A 15,240-nucleotide genomic window follows, 5' to 3' on the forward strand; every position below is an offset into this window, starting at 1 on the left:
AGGGTCCGTGACCGCCTATATCCTGCGCCGTCTGCTGCTGATGATTCCGACCATTTTCGGAATCATGCTCATTTCCTTCACGCTGGTGCAGTTCGCGCCGGGCGGGCCGGTGGAGCGCGTCATCGCCCAGCTGCAGGGCACGGACGCCGGGGCGACGTCGCGCATCTCCGGCGGCGGCGGCGATTTCGGCGGTCCCGGCGGCCCGGGCGCGGCCGGGAGCGAGGGCGGCTATCGCGGCGCCCAGGGGCTGGATCCGGAGTTCATCCGGCAGCTGGAGGCGCAGTTCGGCTTCGACAGGCCGGCGCCGGAGCGCTTCGTGAAAATGCTCTGGGACTACGCCCGCTTCGACTTCGGCAAGAGCTATTTCCGCGACACGCCGGTGCTGGAGCTGATCGCGGAGAAGCTGCCGGTGTCGGTCTCGCTCGGGCTGTGGATGCTGCTCCTGTCCTACGCGGTGTCGATTCCGCTCGGGGTGGCCAAGGCCATGCGCGAGGGCTCGCGCTTCGACGCCTGGACCTCGGTGGTGGTGGTGATCGGCTACGCCATTCCCGGCTTCCTGTTCGCCATCCTGCTCATCGTGCTGTTCGCCGGCGGCTCGTTCTTCCAGATCTTTCCGCTGCGCGGCCTCACCTCCGACAACTGGGCGCAGCTCAGCCCCGGCGGCAAGATCCTCGACTATCTGTGGCACCTTGTGCTGCCGGTCACCGCCATGGCGCTGGGCTCTTTCGCCACCACCACGCTGCTCACCCGCAACTCCTTCATCGACGAGATCCGCAAGCAGTACGTGCTCACCGCGCGCATGAAGGGGCTGAGCGAGCGGCGCGTGCTCTATGGCCACGTGTTCCGCAACGCCATGCTGATCGTGATCGCCGGTTTCCCGGGGGCGTTCATCAGCGCGTTTTTCGCCGGTTCGCTGCTGATCGAGACCATCTTCTCGCTCGACGGGCTCGGGCTGCTCGGCTTCGAGTCGATCATCAACCGCGACTATCCGGTGGTGTTCGCCTCGCTGTACATTTTCTCGCTGCTGGGGCTGGTGGTGAACCTGATCTCGGATCTGACCTATGTGTGGATCGATCCGCGCATCGACTTCTCGGCGCGGGAGGCGTGAGCATGACCGCAGCGCAGCCGCCGCAGGACCTGCCCGCCTCCGCTCCGCCCGCCGTCGCCCCGCCGCCGCTGCCGCGAGGGCGCTTCATCAGCCTGTCGCCGCTCAACCGGCGGCGCTGGCGCAATTTCCGCGCCCACCGGCGCGGCTGGTGGTCGTTGTGGATCTTCCTGACGCTGTTCACCGTCACGCTGTTCGCGGAGCTGATCGCCAACGACCGGCCGATCCTCGCCTGGTACAGGGGCGAGCTGCTGTTCCCGGCCTTCGTGGACTATCCGGAGGAGAAATTCGGCGGCTTTCTCGCCGTCACCGACTATCGCGATCCGGTCATCGCCGACGAGATCAACGCCCATGGCTGGATGCTGTGGCCGCCGGTCCGCTTCTCCTACAACACCCAGAACCTCAACCTGCCGACGCCGGCGCCGTCGCCGCCCACATGGCTGCTCACCGAGGCGCAGTGCCGGGAGGCGGCGGCGAAGACCGGCGGAACCTCCTGCAGCGACCTTGAGTACAACTGGCTCGGCACCGACGACCAGGGCCGGGACGTGCTGGCGCGGCTCATCTACGGCTTCCGCATTTCGGTGCTGTTCGGCCTTGCGCTGGCCGGCCTGTCCTCGCTGGTGGGCGTGGCGGCGGGCGCGGTCCAGGGCTATTTCGGCGGCTGGGTGGACCTGCTGTTCCAGCGTTTCATCGAAATCTGGACGGCCATCCCCTCGCTTTACCTGCTCATCATCATTTCGGCGGTGATCACGCCCGGCTTTTTCGTGCTGCTGGGCATCCTGCTGCTGTTCTCCTGGGTGGCGCTGGTGGGGGTGGTGCGGGCCGAGTTCCTGCGCGCCCGCAATCTCGAATATGTGCGGGCGGCGCGGGCGCTGGGCCTGGGCGACGCGCGCATCATGTTCCGCCACATGCTGCCCAACGCCATGGTGGCGACGCTCACCTTCCTGCCCTTCGTGCTCAACGGGGCCATCACCACGCTGACGTCGCTGGACTTCCTCGGCTTCGGCCTGCCGCCAGGCTCGCCGTCGCTGGGCGAGATGCTGGCCCAGGGCAAGGCCAATCCGCAGGCGCCATGGCTGGGACTCTCGGGCTTTTTCGTCATCGCGCTGCTGCTGTCGCTGCTGGTGTTCATCGGCGAGGGGGCGCGCGACGCCTTTGATCCGCGAAAGGTGCAGGCATGAGCGCGACGCCGGACGGCCGGGAGCCGCTGCTGCAGGTGCGCGATCTCAGGGTCGCCTTCCGCCAGAACGGCGTGGAGACGCTGGCGGTGGACGGCGTCTCCTTCGACCTTGCGCGCGGCGAAACCCTGGCGCTGGTGGGCGAGAGCGGCTCCGGCAAGTCGGTGACCGCCCTGTCGATCCTGCGGCTGCTGCCCTATCCCGTGGCCAGCCATCCCGGCGGCCAGATCCTGTTCCGCGGCCGCGACCTGCTCGCCGCCAGCGACGCGGACATCCGCCGGGTGCGCGGCGCCGACATCTCCATGATCTTCCAGGAGCCGATGACCTCGCTCAATCCGCTGCATACGGTGGAGCGGCAGATCGGCGAGATCCTGGCCATTCACAAGGGGCTGCGCGGCGCGGCGGCGCGGGCGCGCGTCATCGAGCTGCTGGAGCTGGTGGGCATCCGCCAGCCGGCGGACCGCCTGGGCGCCTATCCGCACCAGCTTTCCGGCGGCCAGCGCCAGCGGGTGATGATCGCCATGGCGCTCGCCAACGAGCCCGACCTGCTGATCGCCGACGAGCCGACCACGGCGCTCGACGTCACCGTGCAGGCGCAGATCCTCAGGCTGCTGGCGGAGCTGAAGCGGCGGCTGGGCATGGCCATGCTGTTCATCACCCATGACCTGGGGCTGGTGCGGCGCATCGCCGACCATGTCTGCGTGATGACCGGCGGACGGATCGTGGAGCGCGGGCCGGTGGCGGAGGTGTTCGCGGCGCCGCGCCATCCCTACACGCGCCGGCTGCTGGCCGCCGAGCCGAAGGGCGAGGCCGCTCCGGTCAGGCCGGATGCGCCCACGGTGCTGGAGGCCGGGCCGCTGAAGGTGTGGTTCGCGGTGCGCAGGGGCTTTTTCGGCCGCCCGGAGAATTACATCAGGGCGGTGGACGGGGTGTCGCTGCGCCTGCGCCAGGGGGAGACCCTGGGGGTGGTGGGGGAATCCGGCTCGGGCAAGACCACCCTAGGGCTGGCGCTGCTGCGGCTGATCCGCAGCGAGGGGCCGGTGGTGGCGCTGGGCCAGCGCATTGACGGGCTGCGGCCGCGCCAGCTGCGTCCGCTTCGCCGGCGCATGCAGGTGGTGTTTCAGGACCCCTACGGCTCGCTGTCGCCGCGCATGTCGGTGGCGGAGATCATCGCCGAGGGCATGCTGGCGCAGCACCCGGGCATGCCGCTGGCGGCGCAGCGCCAGAAAGTGGCCGAGGCGCTGCATGACGTGGGCATCGATCCGGCGGTCATGGACCGCTATCCGCACGAATTTTCCGGCGGCCAGCGCCAGCGCGTCGCCATCGCCCGGGCCATGGCGCTGGAGCCTGCGCTGGTGCTGCTGGACGAGCCGACCTCGGCGCTGGACATGTCGGTGCAGGCGCAGATTGTGGAGCTGCTGCGCGACCTGCAGCGCCGGCGCAATCTCTCCTACATTTTCATCAGCCACGACCTGAAGGTGGTGAAGGCGCTCGCCAACCGGGTGATGGTGATGCAGAACGGCGTGGTGGTGGAGGAGGGGCCGACGGCGGAGCTGTTCGCGGCGCCGAAGACGGATTATGCCCGCGCCCTGCTGGCGGCGGCCTTCGACCTCGAGCCCGTTGGCGCCGGCGACGCCGGCGGCGCGGCGACGCAGCGGTAGGGGCGCGCCGGTTCCGCCCTGCCGCTTTCGCCAGGCTCCTGCCCGGCGCGGCCCGTGGCGTCTGTCCCGCCTGCTCCGCCAGGGGCTCCGCGCCCGGGCCCGCTTCACCCCGGCCCGCGCGTCGCATCCGCCGGTCCGCCGCCCGCTGGTCCTGCGCCGCCCGTTCCGCCCTGTTCCATCGCCTTTCACATCCGCGCCCGGCCGGCGCGCGGGCAAGGCGGCCTTCGCTTCAGCCGGCGTCGTCGTGCAGCCGCAGCAGGCGCAGGGCGTTGGCCGTCACCAGCACCGTCGCGCCTGTGTCGGCGAGAATGGCCATCCACAGCGGCGTCTCGCCCGCCAGGGTGGTCGCCAGAAACACCGCCTTCAGTCCCAGCGCGATCGCGAGGTTCTGGCGGATGTTGGCCATGGCCGCCCGCGCCAGCCGCACAAGCCGCGGCACGTCGGCGATGCGGTTGCGCAGCAGCGCCGCGTCCGCCGTCTCCAGCGCCACGTCCGCGCCCGCGCCCATCGCCACGCCCACCGACGCCGCGGCCAGCGCCGGCGCGTCGTTCACGCCGTCGCCCACCATCGCCGTGGGGCCGGGCAGCGCGGCGATGGCGGCGAGCTTGTCCGCCGGCATCAGCTCCGCCCGCGTCTCCAGCCCCAGCGCCGCGCCGATGGCCCCGGCGGCGCGGGCGTTGTCGCCGGTGAGCATCACCGGGGACACACCGAGACGCTTCAGCTGGGCGAGGCCGGCGGCGGCGTCCGCCCGCGGCTCGTTGCGCAGTGCGATGAGCGCCAGCGCCGCGCCGTCCTGGCTCACCACCGCCACCGTGGCGCCCCCGTTCTCCAGCCGGGCGATCTCCGCCTCCGCCTCCGGCGTCAGCGCCCCGGCGGCCCGGGCCTGGCGCGGCGAGCCTACGGTCACCGTTCCGTCCTCCAGCCGCGCCGAAACGCCGAGGCCCGGGGCGGCGGCGCTGCCTTCGGGCGCGCGCGGAATGGCGAGGCCGCGCGCCTTCGCCTCGGCGATGATGGCGAGGCCCAGCGGGTGGCTGGAGCCGCTCTCGACCGCCGCCGCCCTGGCCAGCGCCGCCTGCTCCGGCCCGGACAGCGCCACGACGGCGACCACCCGCGGCTCGCCGCGGGTGAGCGTTCCGGTCTTGTCGAAGGCGATGGTCTTCACATGCGCCAGCGTCTCCAGGGTGGCGCCGCCCTTCACCAGCAGGCCGCGCCGCGCGCCGCTGGCGATGGCCGCGGCGATGGCCGCCGGCGTGGAGATCACCAGCGCGCACGGGCAGGCGATCAGCAGCACGGCAAGGCCGCGGTATATCCACGTCTCCCACGGCTGCCCGGCGACAAGCGGCGGCAGCGTCGCCACCAGCGTCGCGAACGCCATGGCCGCCGGCGTGTACCAGCGGCTGAACCGGTTGATGAAGCGCTCGACGGGCGCCTTGCGCTCCTGCGCCTCCTCCACCATGGCGATGATGCGGGCGATGGTGTTGTCCGCCGCCGTGGCGGTGACCCGCACCCGCAGCTCCGCCGTGAGATTGATGACGCCCGCCCAGATGACGTCGCCGGCGCCGCGCGCCACCGGAACCGACTCGCCGGTGACCGGCGCCTCGTTCACCTCCGAGGCGCCGGTGATGATCACGCCGTCAGACGGCGCACGGTCGCCGGGGCGGACGATGACCACGTCGCCCACCGCCAGCGCGGCGGCGTCCACCGTCTCGGGGCCGGCCGGGCCGTCGCGCAGGGCCGTGCGGGGCATGACGTCCAGCAGGGCGGAGACGCCGGCGCGGGCGCGGCTGGCGGCCACGCCCTCCAGCATTTCGCCAATATTGAACAGCGCCACCACCACCGCCGCCTCCGGCGCCTCGCCGATGAGCAGCGCCCCGGCCGCCGCCGTCACCAGCAGCGTCTCGATGCTGAACGGCGAGCCTGAGACCGCCGCCGTCCACGCCCGCCGGGCGACGGGCGCCGCGGCGACGACGGCGGCGAGGCTCCACGCCGCGTCCGCCCACGCCGGAGCGAGGCTGGCGACGGCCAGCGCGACGGCCGCCGCCGCCAGCGCCAGCAGCGTGCGCCCTGCGCCCGCCGGCAGCCACGCCGGCGCCGCGGCCTGACCGTGGCCGGCGTCGCCATGGCCATGACCATGACCATGCGCATGGTCATGGCCATGTCCGTGCGCCCCGTGGTCGTGGCCGTGCGGATGGCGGGAATGGTCGTGTTCATGGTCGCCGGCGCAGCAGGGGCGGGGCGCGGCGCCGGCCTCGCCGCCAGCGGCGCCGGCCGTTTCCGCAAGGCGCGCGCCATAGCCCAGCCGCTTCACCGTCGCGGCGATCTCCGCCGCCGCCGGCAGCGCGCCGGCGCCGGACACCGTCATGCGTCGCAGCGTCACGTTCACCGCCACGTCGTCCACACCAGGCATGCGGCGCACCGCCGTTTCGATTTTCATGGCGCAGGCGGCGCAGTCCATGCCTTCCACATGGAAACGCAGGCGATCAGGCAGGCTGTTCATGGCCGTGACTCCCGCCCGGCGCCGACGCCGGGTCTGGCGATTGCTGACGCCGTACACACATAAGGCCTGTAGCGACTACAGGGTCAAGCGGACCACGACGGAAGGGAAAGCGACATGCAGGACGGCGTCCTGACCATCGGCGAACTGGCGCGGCGCGCCGGCAGCAATGTGGAGACGGTGCGCTATTACGAACGCATCGGCATGTTGCCGGCCCCGGCGCGCAGCGCCGCCAATTACCGGCTCTATGACCACGGCCACCTGCGCCGGCTGAACTTCATCCTGCGGGCGCGGCGGCTGGGCTTCTCGCTGGAGCAGGTGCGGGCGCTGCTGGAGCTGGCCGGCCGCGCCGGCGCGCCCTGCGCGGCGGTGCATGACATCGCCCGCGCCCATCGCGACGAGATTGACCGCAAGATCGCCGACCTCGCCGCGCTCCGGGCGGAACTGGACGGGCTGCTCGCCCACGCCCACGCCGGCGTGATCGGCGAATGCCGCATCATCGAGGCGCTCTCGCCCGAGCTCGATGGCGCGGCGGCCCCCTGAGACCGGGCGGGTCGCGGGCGTCCTCCATGGCGGCCCGGCGCCGGGCCGCCCGGCCGGAGCGTCATCGCGGGGCGGGGCAGGGGGCGCCGGCCCGTAACGATTGATTCAGCACGCTCCTTAACAGGCGCGCAACGGCGGCGCCGTACTGCTGTCTGCCTGTGAAAGCCTGGCGTTCCGGCGATGCGTCCGGCTTTCGCCGCGCCCGCATGGTCGCGGGCCGGCGCCGATGGAAAATCGCAAGGAGACGCCATGATCCTGCGCGGGGCCCGCTCCACTTCGCAGCCGCCGTCCCGGCTGACCGCTTCGGCGATCGAGCACCTGCTCATCGCCACGCTGATCGTCATCGCCATCCTCACGGCCGTGAGCACCATGCGTCACAGCCTCGCCGGCCTGCTCGGCGCGCCCGGGCGCGGGGCCGCCGTGGCGGAGGCGCGCTGACCGGTCGCGCCCCGGCCGCCGGTTTGAGCGCGGCGCGGGCCAGGGTAAAACCCCGCATGGAGGGCGTCGCCGCCGCGGCGCGACAGGCGCGGCGGGCGTCGCCCGGCGATGACGACGCCTGATTGGGGGATATATCGCGTGACCCTGAAACTGCTGCGCGCGCCGGAAGCCGACGCGCTTCCGGTCTGGTTCGCCACTCCTGACTCATGGGAGGAGGTTTCGGCCGCCCTGCCGGCCACGGCGCGGGCGTTCGCCGCCGCCCAGGGCTACGCCGCCGCGCCCGGCAAGGGGCTGCTGCTGCCCGGCCCGGACGGCGCCCTGGCCGGCGCCGTGTTCGGCCTCGAAAATCCCGACGCCCGCCACGTCGACCCCTTCCTCGCCGGCTCGCTCTACGCCCTGCTGCCTGACGGCGTCTGGCGCTTCGCCAACGCCCCGCGCGATCCGCAGATGGCGGTGCTGGCCATGGCGCTGGCCGGCTACGCCTTCAGCCGCTACCGCAGCAAGGCGAAGAGCCGGGAGCTGCGGCTGGTCGCGCCCGGGGGCGTGGACGTGGCCGAAGTGAACCGCATTGTCGACGGCGTGTTCCTCGCCCGTGATCTCATCAACACCCCGGCCAGCGACATGACCCCGGCCGATCTGGAGCGCGCCGCGCGCAATCTGGCGGCGCGCTTCGGGGCGGAGGTCTCCTGCGTCGCCGGCGAGGCGCTGGTGGGCGCCGGCTTTCCGCTGGTGCACGCCGTGGGCCGCGCCGCGGCCACGGCGCCGCGGCTCATCGACATGGTCTGGGGCCGCGCCGACGCGCCGAAAGTGACGCTGGTGGGCAAGGGCGTGACCTTCGACACCGGCGGCCTCGACATCAAGCCGTCGTCGGCAATGCTTCTTATGAAGAAGGACATGGGCGGCGCCGCCGCCGCGCTCGCCGCGGCGCAGATGATCATGGACGCCGGCCTGCCGGTGCGCCTGCGCGTCATCATTCCGGCGGTGGAGAACGCCATTTCCGGCAACGCCTTCCGTCCGGGCGACGTGCTGCCCAGCCGCAAGGGCCTCACCGTCGAGATCGGCAACACCGACGCGGAAGGGCGGCTGGTCCTCGCCGACGCCCTGGCGCTGGCCGACGAGGAGGCGCCGCAGCTGCTGCTGGACTTCGCCACGCTCACCGGCGCCGCCCGCGTCGCCACCGGCCCGGAGCTGCCGCCCTTCTACACCCGCGACGAGGCGCTGGCCGCCGACATCGCCGCCACCGGCATGGCGGTGAACGACCCCGTGTGGCGCCTGCCGCTGTGGGGCGGCTACGAGCGGCTGCTCGACTCGAAGATCGCCGACGTCAACCATGTCTCCAGCGGCCCCTTCGCCGGCTCCATCACCGCGGCGCTGTTTCTCGGCCGTTTCGTGGAGAAGGCGGCGGCCTGGGCGCATTTCGACATCTACGCCTGGAACCCGTCCGCCCGTCCGGGACGACCCGAGGGCGGCGAGGCGCAGGCGGCGCGTCTCGCCTACGCCCTGGCGCGCGCCCGCTACGGCGCCTGAGCCGCGGGCGCGCCGTCACGCGCAGGGAGAACCGCCACATGGACCGCGATCCGCGCATCACCCCGGCCCGGCCGGATCTCGCCGCCGCCTCGCTGCGCGGCGAGATCGCGGCGCCGCGCTACGCCGAGCCGCGCCGCATGCACGTGCGCGTCTTCGCCGCGCCGGTGCGGCGGGCGCCGCGCCGCGACGCGCCCCTCGACACCGAGGCGCTCTGCGGCGAGGCGGTCGACATCTATGACGTGGACGACGAAGGCTGGGCCTGGGGGCAGCTCGTGGCCGACGGCTACGTCGGCTACCTGCCCCATGACGATCTCGACGACGGCGAACCCGCGGCCAGCCACCGCGTCGCCGTGCCGCGCACCTTCATCTATCCGGCGCCGGACATCAAGGTGCCGCCGCTGGGGGCGCTGCCGCTGAACGCGCGCGTCGCCGCGGCGCAGGAAGCCGCCGCCGGCTCCGGCGCGGCGGGGGCGGCCGCCGCCCGTTTCCTGCGGCTCGCCGGCGGCGGCTTCGTTTACGCCGCGCATCTGGCGCCGCTGGCGACGCCCGCGCCGGACGCGGCTGCGGTGGCGGAGCTGTTCGTGGGCGCGCCCTATCTCTGGGGCGGGCGCACGGCGCTCGGCGTCGACTGCTCCGGACTCGTGCAGATGGCGCTGTGGGCGGCGGGCGTGCGCTGCCCGCGCGACAGCGACATGCAGATGCAGGCAACGGGCGCGGCGCCGGACACGCCCCGCCGGGGCGACCTGGTGTTCTGGCGCGGCCATGTCGGCATGATGCTGGACGGCGAACGGCTCATTCACGCCAACGGCCACCACATGCGGGTGGCGGTGGAGCCGCTGGAGACGGCGGCGGCGCGCATCCGCGCCGCCGGCGCCGGCGAGATCATCGCCCTGCGCCGTCCGGCCGCTGGCTGAGCGGCCCGCCCGCGCGCGCCGGCGGCGGATACTGCGGCGGCGTGCGCCGCACGCTGCACGTTCCGTCCGGACCAAAGCCGACGCCGCTGACGGCGCCGCTGGCGATGGCCCGCCGCCCGGCCGCGAGGGCCTCGCGCAGGGCGGGCGCGTCGGCCACGGCGCCGTCGTTGAGGGCGATGTCCACCGCCCCGTCGGCGAGGCCGACGCTGGTCGCGCCCGGCCGCCAGGCGTCGCCGCTGGCGCGCAGGGCGTCGAAGGTCACCCCCTCGTAATTGCGCGTGCGCGTGGCCAGCACGTTGCGCGGGAACAGCGTGAGGAAGCGGGCGTCGCGCGGCGCGCCCAGCGCCCCGGCGTCATGCACCGCGTCCATGGCGCCGGCGCCCACGGCGCCGGGCGCCGTCAGCACCACCTGCGCCCCGCGGTCGATCTGCCGCGCGGTCAGCCGCGCGCCGGCGCGGGCGGCGAGAGCGCCGTCAGCCTCAGGCGCCGCCAGGTCTGGCAGCAGCCGCGCCCCCGGCGTGGCGGCGGCCAGCCCCTGGGCCACGGCGCACAGGCTTTCGCGCGCCGCCGGGTCGCCCTGCAGGCCGACAAGGCCCACGTCGCCGTCGCCCACGGCCTTGCCGGCCAGCCAGCCGGCCAGCCAGTCGGTTTCCGCGTCGCGAAAGCGGATGGAGCGCACGTTGTCGCCCTCCGCTTGTCCGCCGACCAGCGTGAAGCGCGTCTCCGGCGTCTCCCGCGCCACTTTCGCCACCGGGTCGGCCGCGCCGCCCGTAACGACGATCACCGCCCTGTTGTCGCGGGCGATGGCGCGCAGCTTTTCCTCCGCCTTGGCGGGAGCGGCGACCGCCAGCGTCGCCCGGCCGCCGGCGGCGTTGAACCGCCGCACCGCGGCGTCGACCCCGCCGAGCGGCGCGTCGTCGCTGACGCCGTCGCTGATCACCAGCACGGCCGCCGTCTGCGCCGGGGCGGCGGGCTCTCGCGACGCGGGCGCGGCCGTCTCCCGCCCGGGCGCGGCGTCCTGTCCTGGCGCGGCCTGGGCGCGGCGCGCCGCCGCCGGTCCCGCCGCGGCGGCGATCGCCGGGACGAGCGCCAGCAGGGCGGCGAGCGCCAGCAGGCGGCGCGCGCGCCCCGATCCTGCCGCCGTGGTTCCGGAGCGGTCGCCGGCCTGCGCCGCGCCGGCGGTCTGGTCTGCGGGCCTGGTCATGGACCTATGGTAACGCGATGACGCCGGCGCGCCACCCCAATCGCCAGCGAGATCCTCCAGCTTTTGGTGGGGCGGGGCGCGGCGGCGGATGACGCGGCCGCGGTTCCGCGATACACCGGCCGGGGCCGCTGCGGCCGCGTCCAGGCGCGGCGCCGGCGGGAGGTCAGGGATCATGGCGCCCTGCGGCGCCTCCGGCGCCGGGCCGGAGCCGCAGGCGCCGCAGGAGGCGGCGATGTTCGACGACGAGGAGGTTGAGCGCTACGCCCGACATCTGGTGCTGCGCGACATCGGCGGCCCTGGCCAGGCCCGGCTCAAGGCGGCCAGGGTGCTCATCGTCGGCGCCGGCGGCCTTGGCGCGCCGCTGGCGCTCTATCTCGCCGCCGCCGGGGTGGGAACCATCGGCCTGCTCGACGACGACGCGGTGGCGCTCTCCAACCTGCAGCGCCAGGTGCTGTTCGCCACCGCCGACGTCGGCCGTCCCAAGGTGGAGGCGGGGGCCGAGGCGCTGCGCCGGCTCAATCCGCGCGTGCAGGTGGTGGCCCTGCGCCAGCGGCTGACGGCGCGGAACGCCCGCGCCCTGGTGCGCGACTGGGACGTGGTGGCCGAGGGCTCGGACAATTTCGACACGCGCTACGCCGTGTCCGACGCCTGCTATTACGAGAAAAAGCCGGTGGTGATGGGCGCGCTCGGCCAGTTCGACGGCTCGCTCACCACCATCCGCGCCCATGAGACGGGGCCAGACGGCACGCCCAATCCCACCTGGCGGTGCCTCTATCCCAACCAGCCGCCGCCGGATCTGGTCCCAACCTGCGCCCAGGCAGGGGTGCTGGGCGCGGCGGCCGGCGTCATCGGTTCGCTGATGGCGGTGGAGGTGATCCGCGCCGTGACCGGTTTCGGCGAGGGGCTGGTGGGCCGCCTGCTGACCGTGGACCTCGCCGCCATGCGTTTCCGCACCCTCAGCTACGCCTGGGATCCGTCCAATCCGCTCTCCGGCCGGCGCGGGGGCTGAGCCGCTCAGCGCCGGCGCAGCGTGCGCTCGCTGATGGCCGCGCCGGGAATGGTGAAGCTGGCGGAGGCCCGCCCGCTGCGGCCGCGCGCGCTGCGCGTGCGCTCGCTCCCGCGCTTGCCGCGGGATCCGGCCGCCCGCGGCGCGCCGTCATGCCCGCCGCTGTCGGCGATTTCAGGGGTGGTCATGGGGCCGCCGCCGCGGCGCGCCGGGCCGAAACTGGCGAGGCAGGCGTTATAGGCGAGAGGCTCCTGAATGCGTTCACAGTCGTCGATGGTGCGGGGCTGGAACCTGCCGCCGTGACCGGCCGGCGCCGCCAGCGCCGGCCGCGCCTCCGCCGTCCAGATGGCGACAACGGCGACGCCGGCGCCCGCCAGGGCGCAGGCCAGACGTCGCCAGTGGTGAAACCGCATCATTGCACGCCGCTCCGTAGCTGTGAGGCCGCAACGCGCCGCAAGGCCGCGCCGGAAGGGGCGCGGGCATTGCCGGCGCGGCCGCGCCTGTGCGACAGGGGCAGGCCGGCGGAGCCGCGCGCAGCGGGCGCAGGCGGTCCGCGGCCAGGAGAAGGGCGGGGCTGCCGGCCCCGTCGGAGAGGCGGCAGGTTAACCCGGCGAATGCGTCCCTCTCAAGGCGAACGCCGTTACGTAAGCCGCCGCGCGCGCCGTGCCGGACGCGCAGGAGGCCCGCGCGGCGGGCGCCGGCGGGCCTCCTTGCCTGTCCGCCGTCACCGTGGGCGGTGCGCGGCCTCAGCCGCGCAGCGTCGCGCCGGTGCGTTTGGCGGCGGCGGCGACGATCTTCGCCGACACCGCCTCGATCTCCGCGTCGGTGAGCGTCTTCTCCCGCGGCTGCAGGGTCACCGAAATGGCCACCGACTTCTTGCCGGCCGGAACGCGCTCGCCCTCGTAGACATCGAACACGCCCACGTCGACGATGAGGTTGCGGTCGGCGCCGGCAACCGCCTTCACCAGATCGGCGGCGGCGACGTCGCGGTCCACCACGAAGGCGAAGTCGCGCCCGAGCGGCTGCAGGTCGGGCAGCTGCAGCTTCGCCTTCGCGCGGGTGGCTTTCGCCCTGGGCGCGGGCAGGGCGCTGAGGTTCACCTCGAACGCCGCCAGCGGGCCCTTCACGTCCAGCGCCTTCAGCGTCGCCGGATGCAGCTCGCCGAACCAGCCGATCACCGCCTTCGGGCCGAACTGCACCGTGCCGGAGCGGCCCGGATGCAGCCACGCCGGCCCGCCCGGCGTGATCTGGGCGCCGGCGGTGGAGACGCCGAGCGCCGCCAGCAGGGCGAACAGGTCGTCCTTGGCGTCGAACACGTCCACCGGCTTCGCGTCGCCGCTCCAGCTGCGGCCGGCGCCGGCGTGGCCGGCCGTGCCGCGCCGCACGCCGGCGGCCATCAGCGCCTGGCCCTCCGGCTCGTCGGAGGCGAAGGTCTGGCCCACCTCAAACAGGGCGGTGTCGGGATAGCCGCGGTCGGCGTTGCGCTGGGCGGCGGCCAGCAGGCCCGGAATCAGGCTTGGCCGCATGTCGGACATGTCGGCGGCGATGGGGTTGGCCAGCTTCAGTCCGGGGCTGCCGCCGCCGAAGGCCTCCGCCTCCTTCGCCGAAATGAAGGAGTAGGTCACCGCCTCCACCATGCCGCGGGCGGCGAGCAGGCGCCGGGCGGTGCGGGCGCGGCGCTGCAGCGGCGTGAGCACGCCGATGGTCAGCCCCTCCGGCCGCGGCAGCGGCGCCGCCGTCACCCGGTCGAGACCGGCGATGCGCACGATCTCCTCCACCAGGTCGGCCTTGCCCTCCACGTCGGCGCGCCACGACGGCGGCGTCACCTCCACGGTCTCGCCCTCGCCGGCGACGGCGAAGCCGAGCGACTCAAGGATGCGGCGCATTTCCGCCCGGTCCAGCTCAAGGCCGGTGAGGCGCTTCACCTCGCTGTACGGGAAGGCGATGACCCGCTTCGTCTCCGGCACGGCGCCGGCAAGGGTCACCTCCGTCGGCTCGCCGCCGCAGATGTCCAGCACCAGCTGCGTGGCCATCTCCATGCCGGGCAGGGTGAGGGCCGGGTCCACGCCGCGTTCGAAGCGGAAGCGCGCGTCCGACGTCAGCCCGAGCTTCCGCCCGGTGCGGGCGATGTTGATTGCGTTCCACAGCGCCGATTCGATCAGCACGTCGGTGGTGTCGTCGGTGACGCCCGAGAGCTCGCCGCCCATGACGCCGGCCAGCGACTCCACGCCGCTGTCGTCGGCGATCACCACCATGGAGCTGTCGAGCCGGTAGGTCCTGCCGTCCAGCGCCAGCAGCTCCTCGCCGTCCCTGGCCCGGCGCACCACCAGGTCGCCCTTCACCTTTGCGGCGTCGAACACGTGCAGCGGCCGGCCGCGGTCGAAGGTCATGTAATTGGTGATGTCCACCAGGGCGTTGATCGGCCGCAGGCCGATGTCGCGCAGCTTTTTCTGCAGCCATTCCGGCGAAGGGCCGTTCTTCACCCCGCGCACGAGGCGCAGCGCGAAGGCCGGGCACAGGGACGGATCGTCCAGCGCGATGCGCACGCCCACCGGATTGGGGCCCTTGCCGGGAACCGGCGTCACCGCCGGCGTCTTCACCCTGCCGAGGCCGGCCGCGGCCAGGTCGCGGGCGACGCCGGCCACGCCGAGTGCGTCGGCGCGGTTGGGCGTCACCGAAATCTCGATGACGGCGTCGTCCAGCCCCGCCCAGGGGGCGAAGGCGGCGCCCACCGGCGCGTCGTCCGGCAGCTCGATGATGCCGTCGTGATCCTCGGACAGCTCCAGCTCATAGGCCGAGCACAGCATGCCGCGGCTTTCCACGCCGCGGATGACGCCAACGGAGAGGGTGATGTCCTTGGCCGGCACATAGGTTCCGGGCGGGGCGAACACGCTTTTCAGCCCGGCGCGGGCGTTGGGGGCGCCGCACACCACCTGCAGCGGCGCGCCCGAGCCGTCGTCCACCATGCACACGCGCAGCTTGTCGGCGTTCGGGTGCTTCGCGGCGGAGACAATGTGGGCGATCCTGTAGGGCGCGAGCTCCACGGCGCGGTCGCGCACGCTCTCCACTTCCAGACCGACGCGGGTCAGCGCCTCGACGATGTCCTGGGTGGAGGCGTCGGTGTCGAGATGTTCCCTGAGCCACGAAATGGGGAATTTCATCGTCAGTCT

General features: G+C 73.6%; 12 protein-coding genes. 8 read left to right on the forward strand and 4 right to left on the reverse strand.

Annotated features, from left to right (window positions below):
- The first annotated feature begins 7 nt into the window (after nt 1–7).
- Genes ACFFJB_RS03530 through ACFFJB_RS03540 form a run of 3 tightly spaced genes read left to right on the forward strand, consistent with a single transcriptional unit; the run spans nt 8 to nt 3,944 of the window.
- Nucleotides 8–1,108, forward strand: coding sequence for a microcin C ABC transporter permease YejB (locus ACFFJB_RS03530; RefSeq protein ID WP_376829532.1), 1,101 nt, complete (start codon nt 8–10; stop codon nt 1,106–1,108).
- Between the two features lie 2 nt (nt 1,109–1,110).
- A complete protein-coding gene (locus ACFFJB_RS03535) occupies nt 1,111–2,286 on the forward strand; it encodes an ABC transporter permease (RefSeq protein WP_376829534.1) in 1,176 nt (391 codons plus the stop codon).
- Nucleotides 2,283–3,944, forward strand: coding sequence for an ABC transporter ATP-binding protein (locus ACFFJB_RS03540; RefSeq protein WP_376829536.1), 1,662 nt, complete (start codon nt 2,283–2,285; stop codon nt 3,942–3,944). Before ACFFJB_RS03535 ends, ACFFJB_RS03540 begins: the two co-directional genes overlap by 4 nt.
- Before the next feature lie 229 nt (nt 3,945–4,173).
- Here the strand turns inward: ACFFJB_RS03540 and ACFFJB_RS03545 are convergent, their stop codons facing one another.
- A complete protein-coding gene (locus ACFFJB_RS03545; RefSeq protein ID WP_376829538.1) occupies nt 4,174–6,441 on the reverse strand; it encodes a heavy metal translocating P-type ATPase in 2,268 nt (755 codons plus the stop codon).
- 114 nt (nt 6,442–6,555) lie between these two features.
- Here ACFFJB_RS03545 and ACFFJB_RS03550 point away from each other — a divergent pair, with 114 nt between their 5' ends.
- The 4 genes from ACFFJB_RS03550 (at nt 6,556) to ACFFJB_RS03565 (ending at nt 9,860) form a co-directional block, all read left to right on the forward strand.
- A complete protein-coding gene (locus ACFFJB_RS03550) occupies nt 6,556–6,981 on the forward strand; it encodes a MerR family transcriptional regulator (protein WP_376829540.1) in 426 nt (141 codons plus the stop codon).
- A 249-nt stretch (nt 6,982–7,230) separates the two neighbouring features.
- Entirely contained in the window at nt 7,231–7,419 is a 189-nt protein-coding gene (locus ACFFJB_RS03555) for a Flp family type IVb pilin (protein ID WP_376829542.1), read from the forward strand.
- A gap of 108 nt (nt 7,420–7,527) precedes the next feature.
- A complete protein-coding gene (locus ACFFJB_RS03560) occupies nt 7,528–8,946 on the forward strand; it encodes a leucyl aminopeptidase family protein (RefSeq protein WP_376829544.1) in 1,419 nt (472 codons plus the stop codon).
- A 38-nt stretch (nt 8,947–8,984) separates the two neighbouring features.
- A complete protein-coding gene (locus ACFFJB_RS03565) occupies nt 8,985–9,860 on the forward strand; it encodes a C40 family peptidase (protein ID WP_376829546.1) in 876 nt (291 codons plus the stop codon).
- Here the strand turns inward: ACFFJB_RS03565 and ACFFJB_RS03570 are convergent.
- Nucleotides 9,829–11,064 (reverse strand): BMP family lipoprotein, encoded by a 1,236-nt coding sequence (locus ACFFJB_RS03570; protein WP_376829548.1) that lies wholly within the window; start codon nt 11,062–11,064, stop codon nt 9,829–9,831. The two genes, ACFFJB_RS03565 and ACFFJB_RS03570, sit on opposite strands and share 32 nt — an antisense overlap.
- Nucleotides 11,065–11,296: 232 nt before the next feature.
- Between ACFFJB_RS03570 and ACFFJB_RS03575 the strand changes: the two genes are divergently transcribed.
- Nucleotides 11,297–12,073 carry a HesA/MoeB/ThiF family protein gene (locus ACFFJB_RS03575; protein ID WP_376832516.1) on the forward strand — a complete coding sequence of 259 codons (777 nt, stop codon included), beginning with the start codon at nt 11,297–11,299 and terminating at the stop codon, nt 12,071–12,073.
- A 5-nt stretch (nt 12,074–12,078) separates the two neighbouring features.
- Here the strand turns inward: ACFFJB_RS03575 and ACFFJB_RS03580 are convergent, their stop codons facing one another.
- Nucleotides 12,079–12,486, reverse strand: a complete 408-nt coding sequence (locus ACFFJB_RS03580) for a hypothetical protein (protein ID WP_376829550.1) — start codon at nt 12,484–12,486, stop codon at nt 12,079–12,081.
- Between the two features lie 330 nt (nt 12,487–12,816).
- Nucleotides 12,817–15,231, reverse strand: coding sequence for a phenylalanine--tRNA ligase subunit beta (pheT, locus tag ACFFJB_RS03585; protein ID WP_376829552.1), 2,415 nt, complete (start codon nt 15,229–15,231; stop codon nt 12,817–12,819).
- Nucleotides 15,232–15,240: the final 9 nt, after the last annotated feature.

Origin of the sequence: Camelimonas abortus, assembly GCF_042432745.1 — a bacterium.
GTDB lineage: Bacteria > Pseudomonadota > Alphaproteobacteria > Rhizobiales > Beijerinckiaceae > Camelimonas > Camelimonas abortus.

What these genes read in the sequence shown, in the direction of transcription:
- ACFFJB_RS03535 (WP_376829534.1), top strand. Translation starts at nt 1,111, where the DNA reads ATGACCGCAGCGCAGCCGCCGCAGGACCTGCCCGCCTCCGCTCCGCCC.
- ACFFJB_RS03540 (WP_376829536.1), top strand. Translation starts at nt 2,283, where the DNA reads ATGAGCGCGACGCCGGACGGCCGGGAGCCGCTGCTGCAGGTGCGCGAT.
- ACFFJB_RS03545 (WP_376829538.1), bottom strand. Translation starts at nt 6,441, where the DNA reads ATGAACAGCCTGCCTGATCGCCTGCGTTTCCATGTGGAAGGCATGGAC.
- ACFFJB_RS03550 (WP_376829540.1), top strand. Translation starts at nt 6,556, where the DNA reads ATGCAGGACGGCGTCCTGACCATCGGCGAACTGGCGCGGCGCGCCGGC.
- ACFFJB_RS03555 (WP_376829542.1), top strand. Translation starts at nt 7,231, where the DNA reads ATGATCCTGCGCGGGGCCCGCTCCACTTCGCAGCCGCCGTCCCGGCTG.
- ACFFJB_RS03560 (WP_376829544.1), top strand. Translation starts at nt 7,528, where the DNA reads ATGACGACGCCTGATTGGGGGATATATCGCGTGACCCTGAAACTGCTG.
- ACFFJB_RS03565 (WP_376829546.1), top strand. Translation starts at nt 8,985, where the DNA reads ATGGACCGCGATCCGCGCATCACCCCGGCCCGGCCGGATCTCGCCGCC.
- ACFFJB_RS03570 (WP_376829548.1), bottom strand. Translation starts at nt 11,064, where the DNA reads ATGACCAGGCCCGCAGACCAGACCGCCGGCGCGGCGCAGGCCGGCGAC.
- ACFFJB_RS03575 (WP_376832516.1), top strand. Translation starts at nt 11,297, where the DNA reads ATGTTCGACGACGAGGAGGTTGAGCGCTACGCCCGACATCTGGTGCTG.
- ACFFJB_RS03580 (WP_376829550.1), bottom strand. Translation starts at nt 12,486, where the DNA reads ATGATGCGGTTTCACCACTGGCGACGTCTGGCCTGCGCCCTGGCGGGC.
- pheT (WP_376829552.1), bottom strand. Translation starts at nt 15,231, where the DNA reads ATGAAATTCCCCATTTCGTGGCTCAGGGAACATCTCGACACCGACGCC.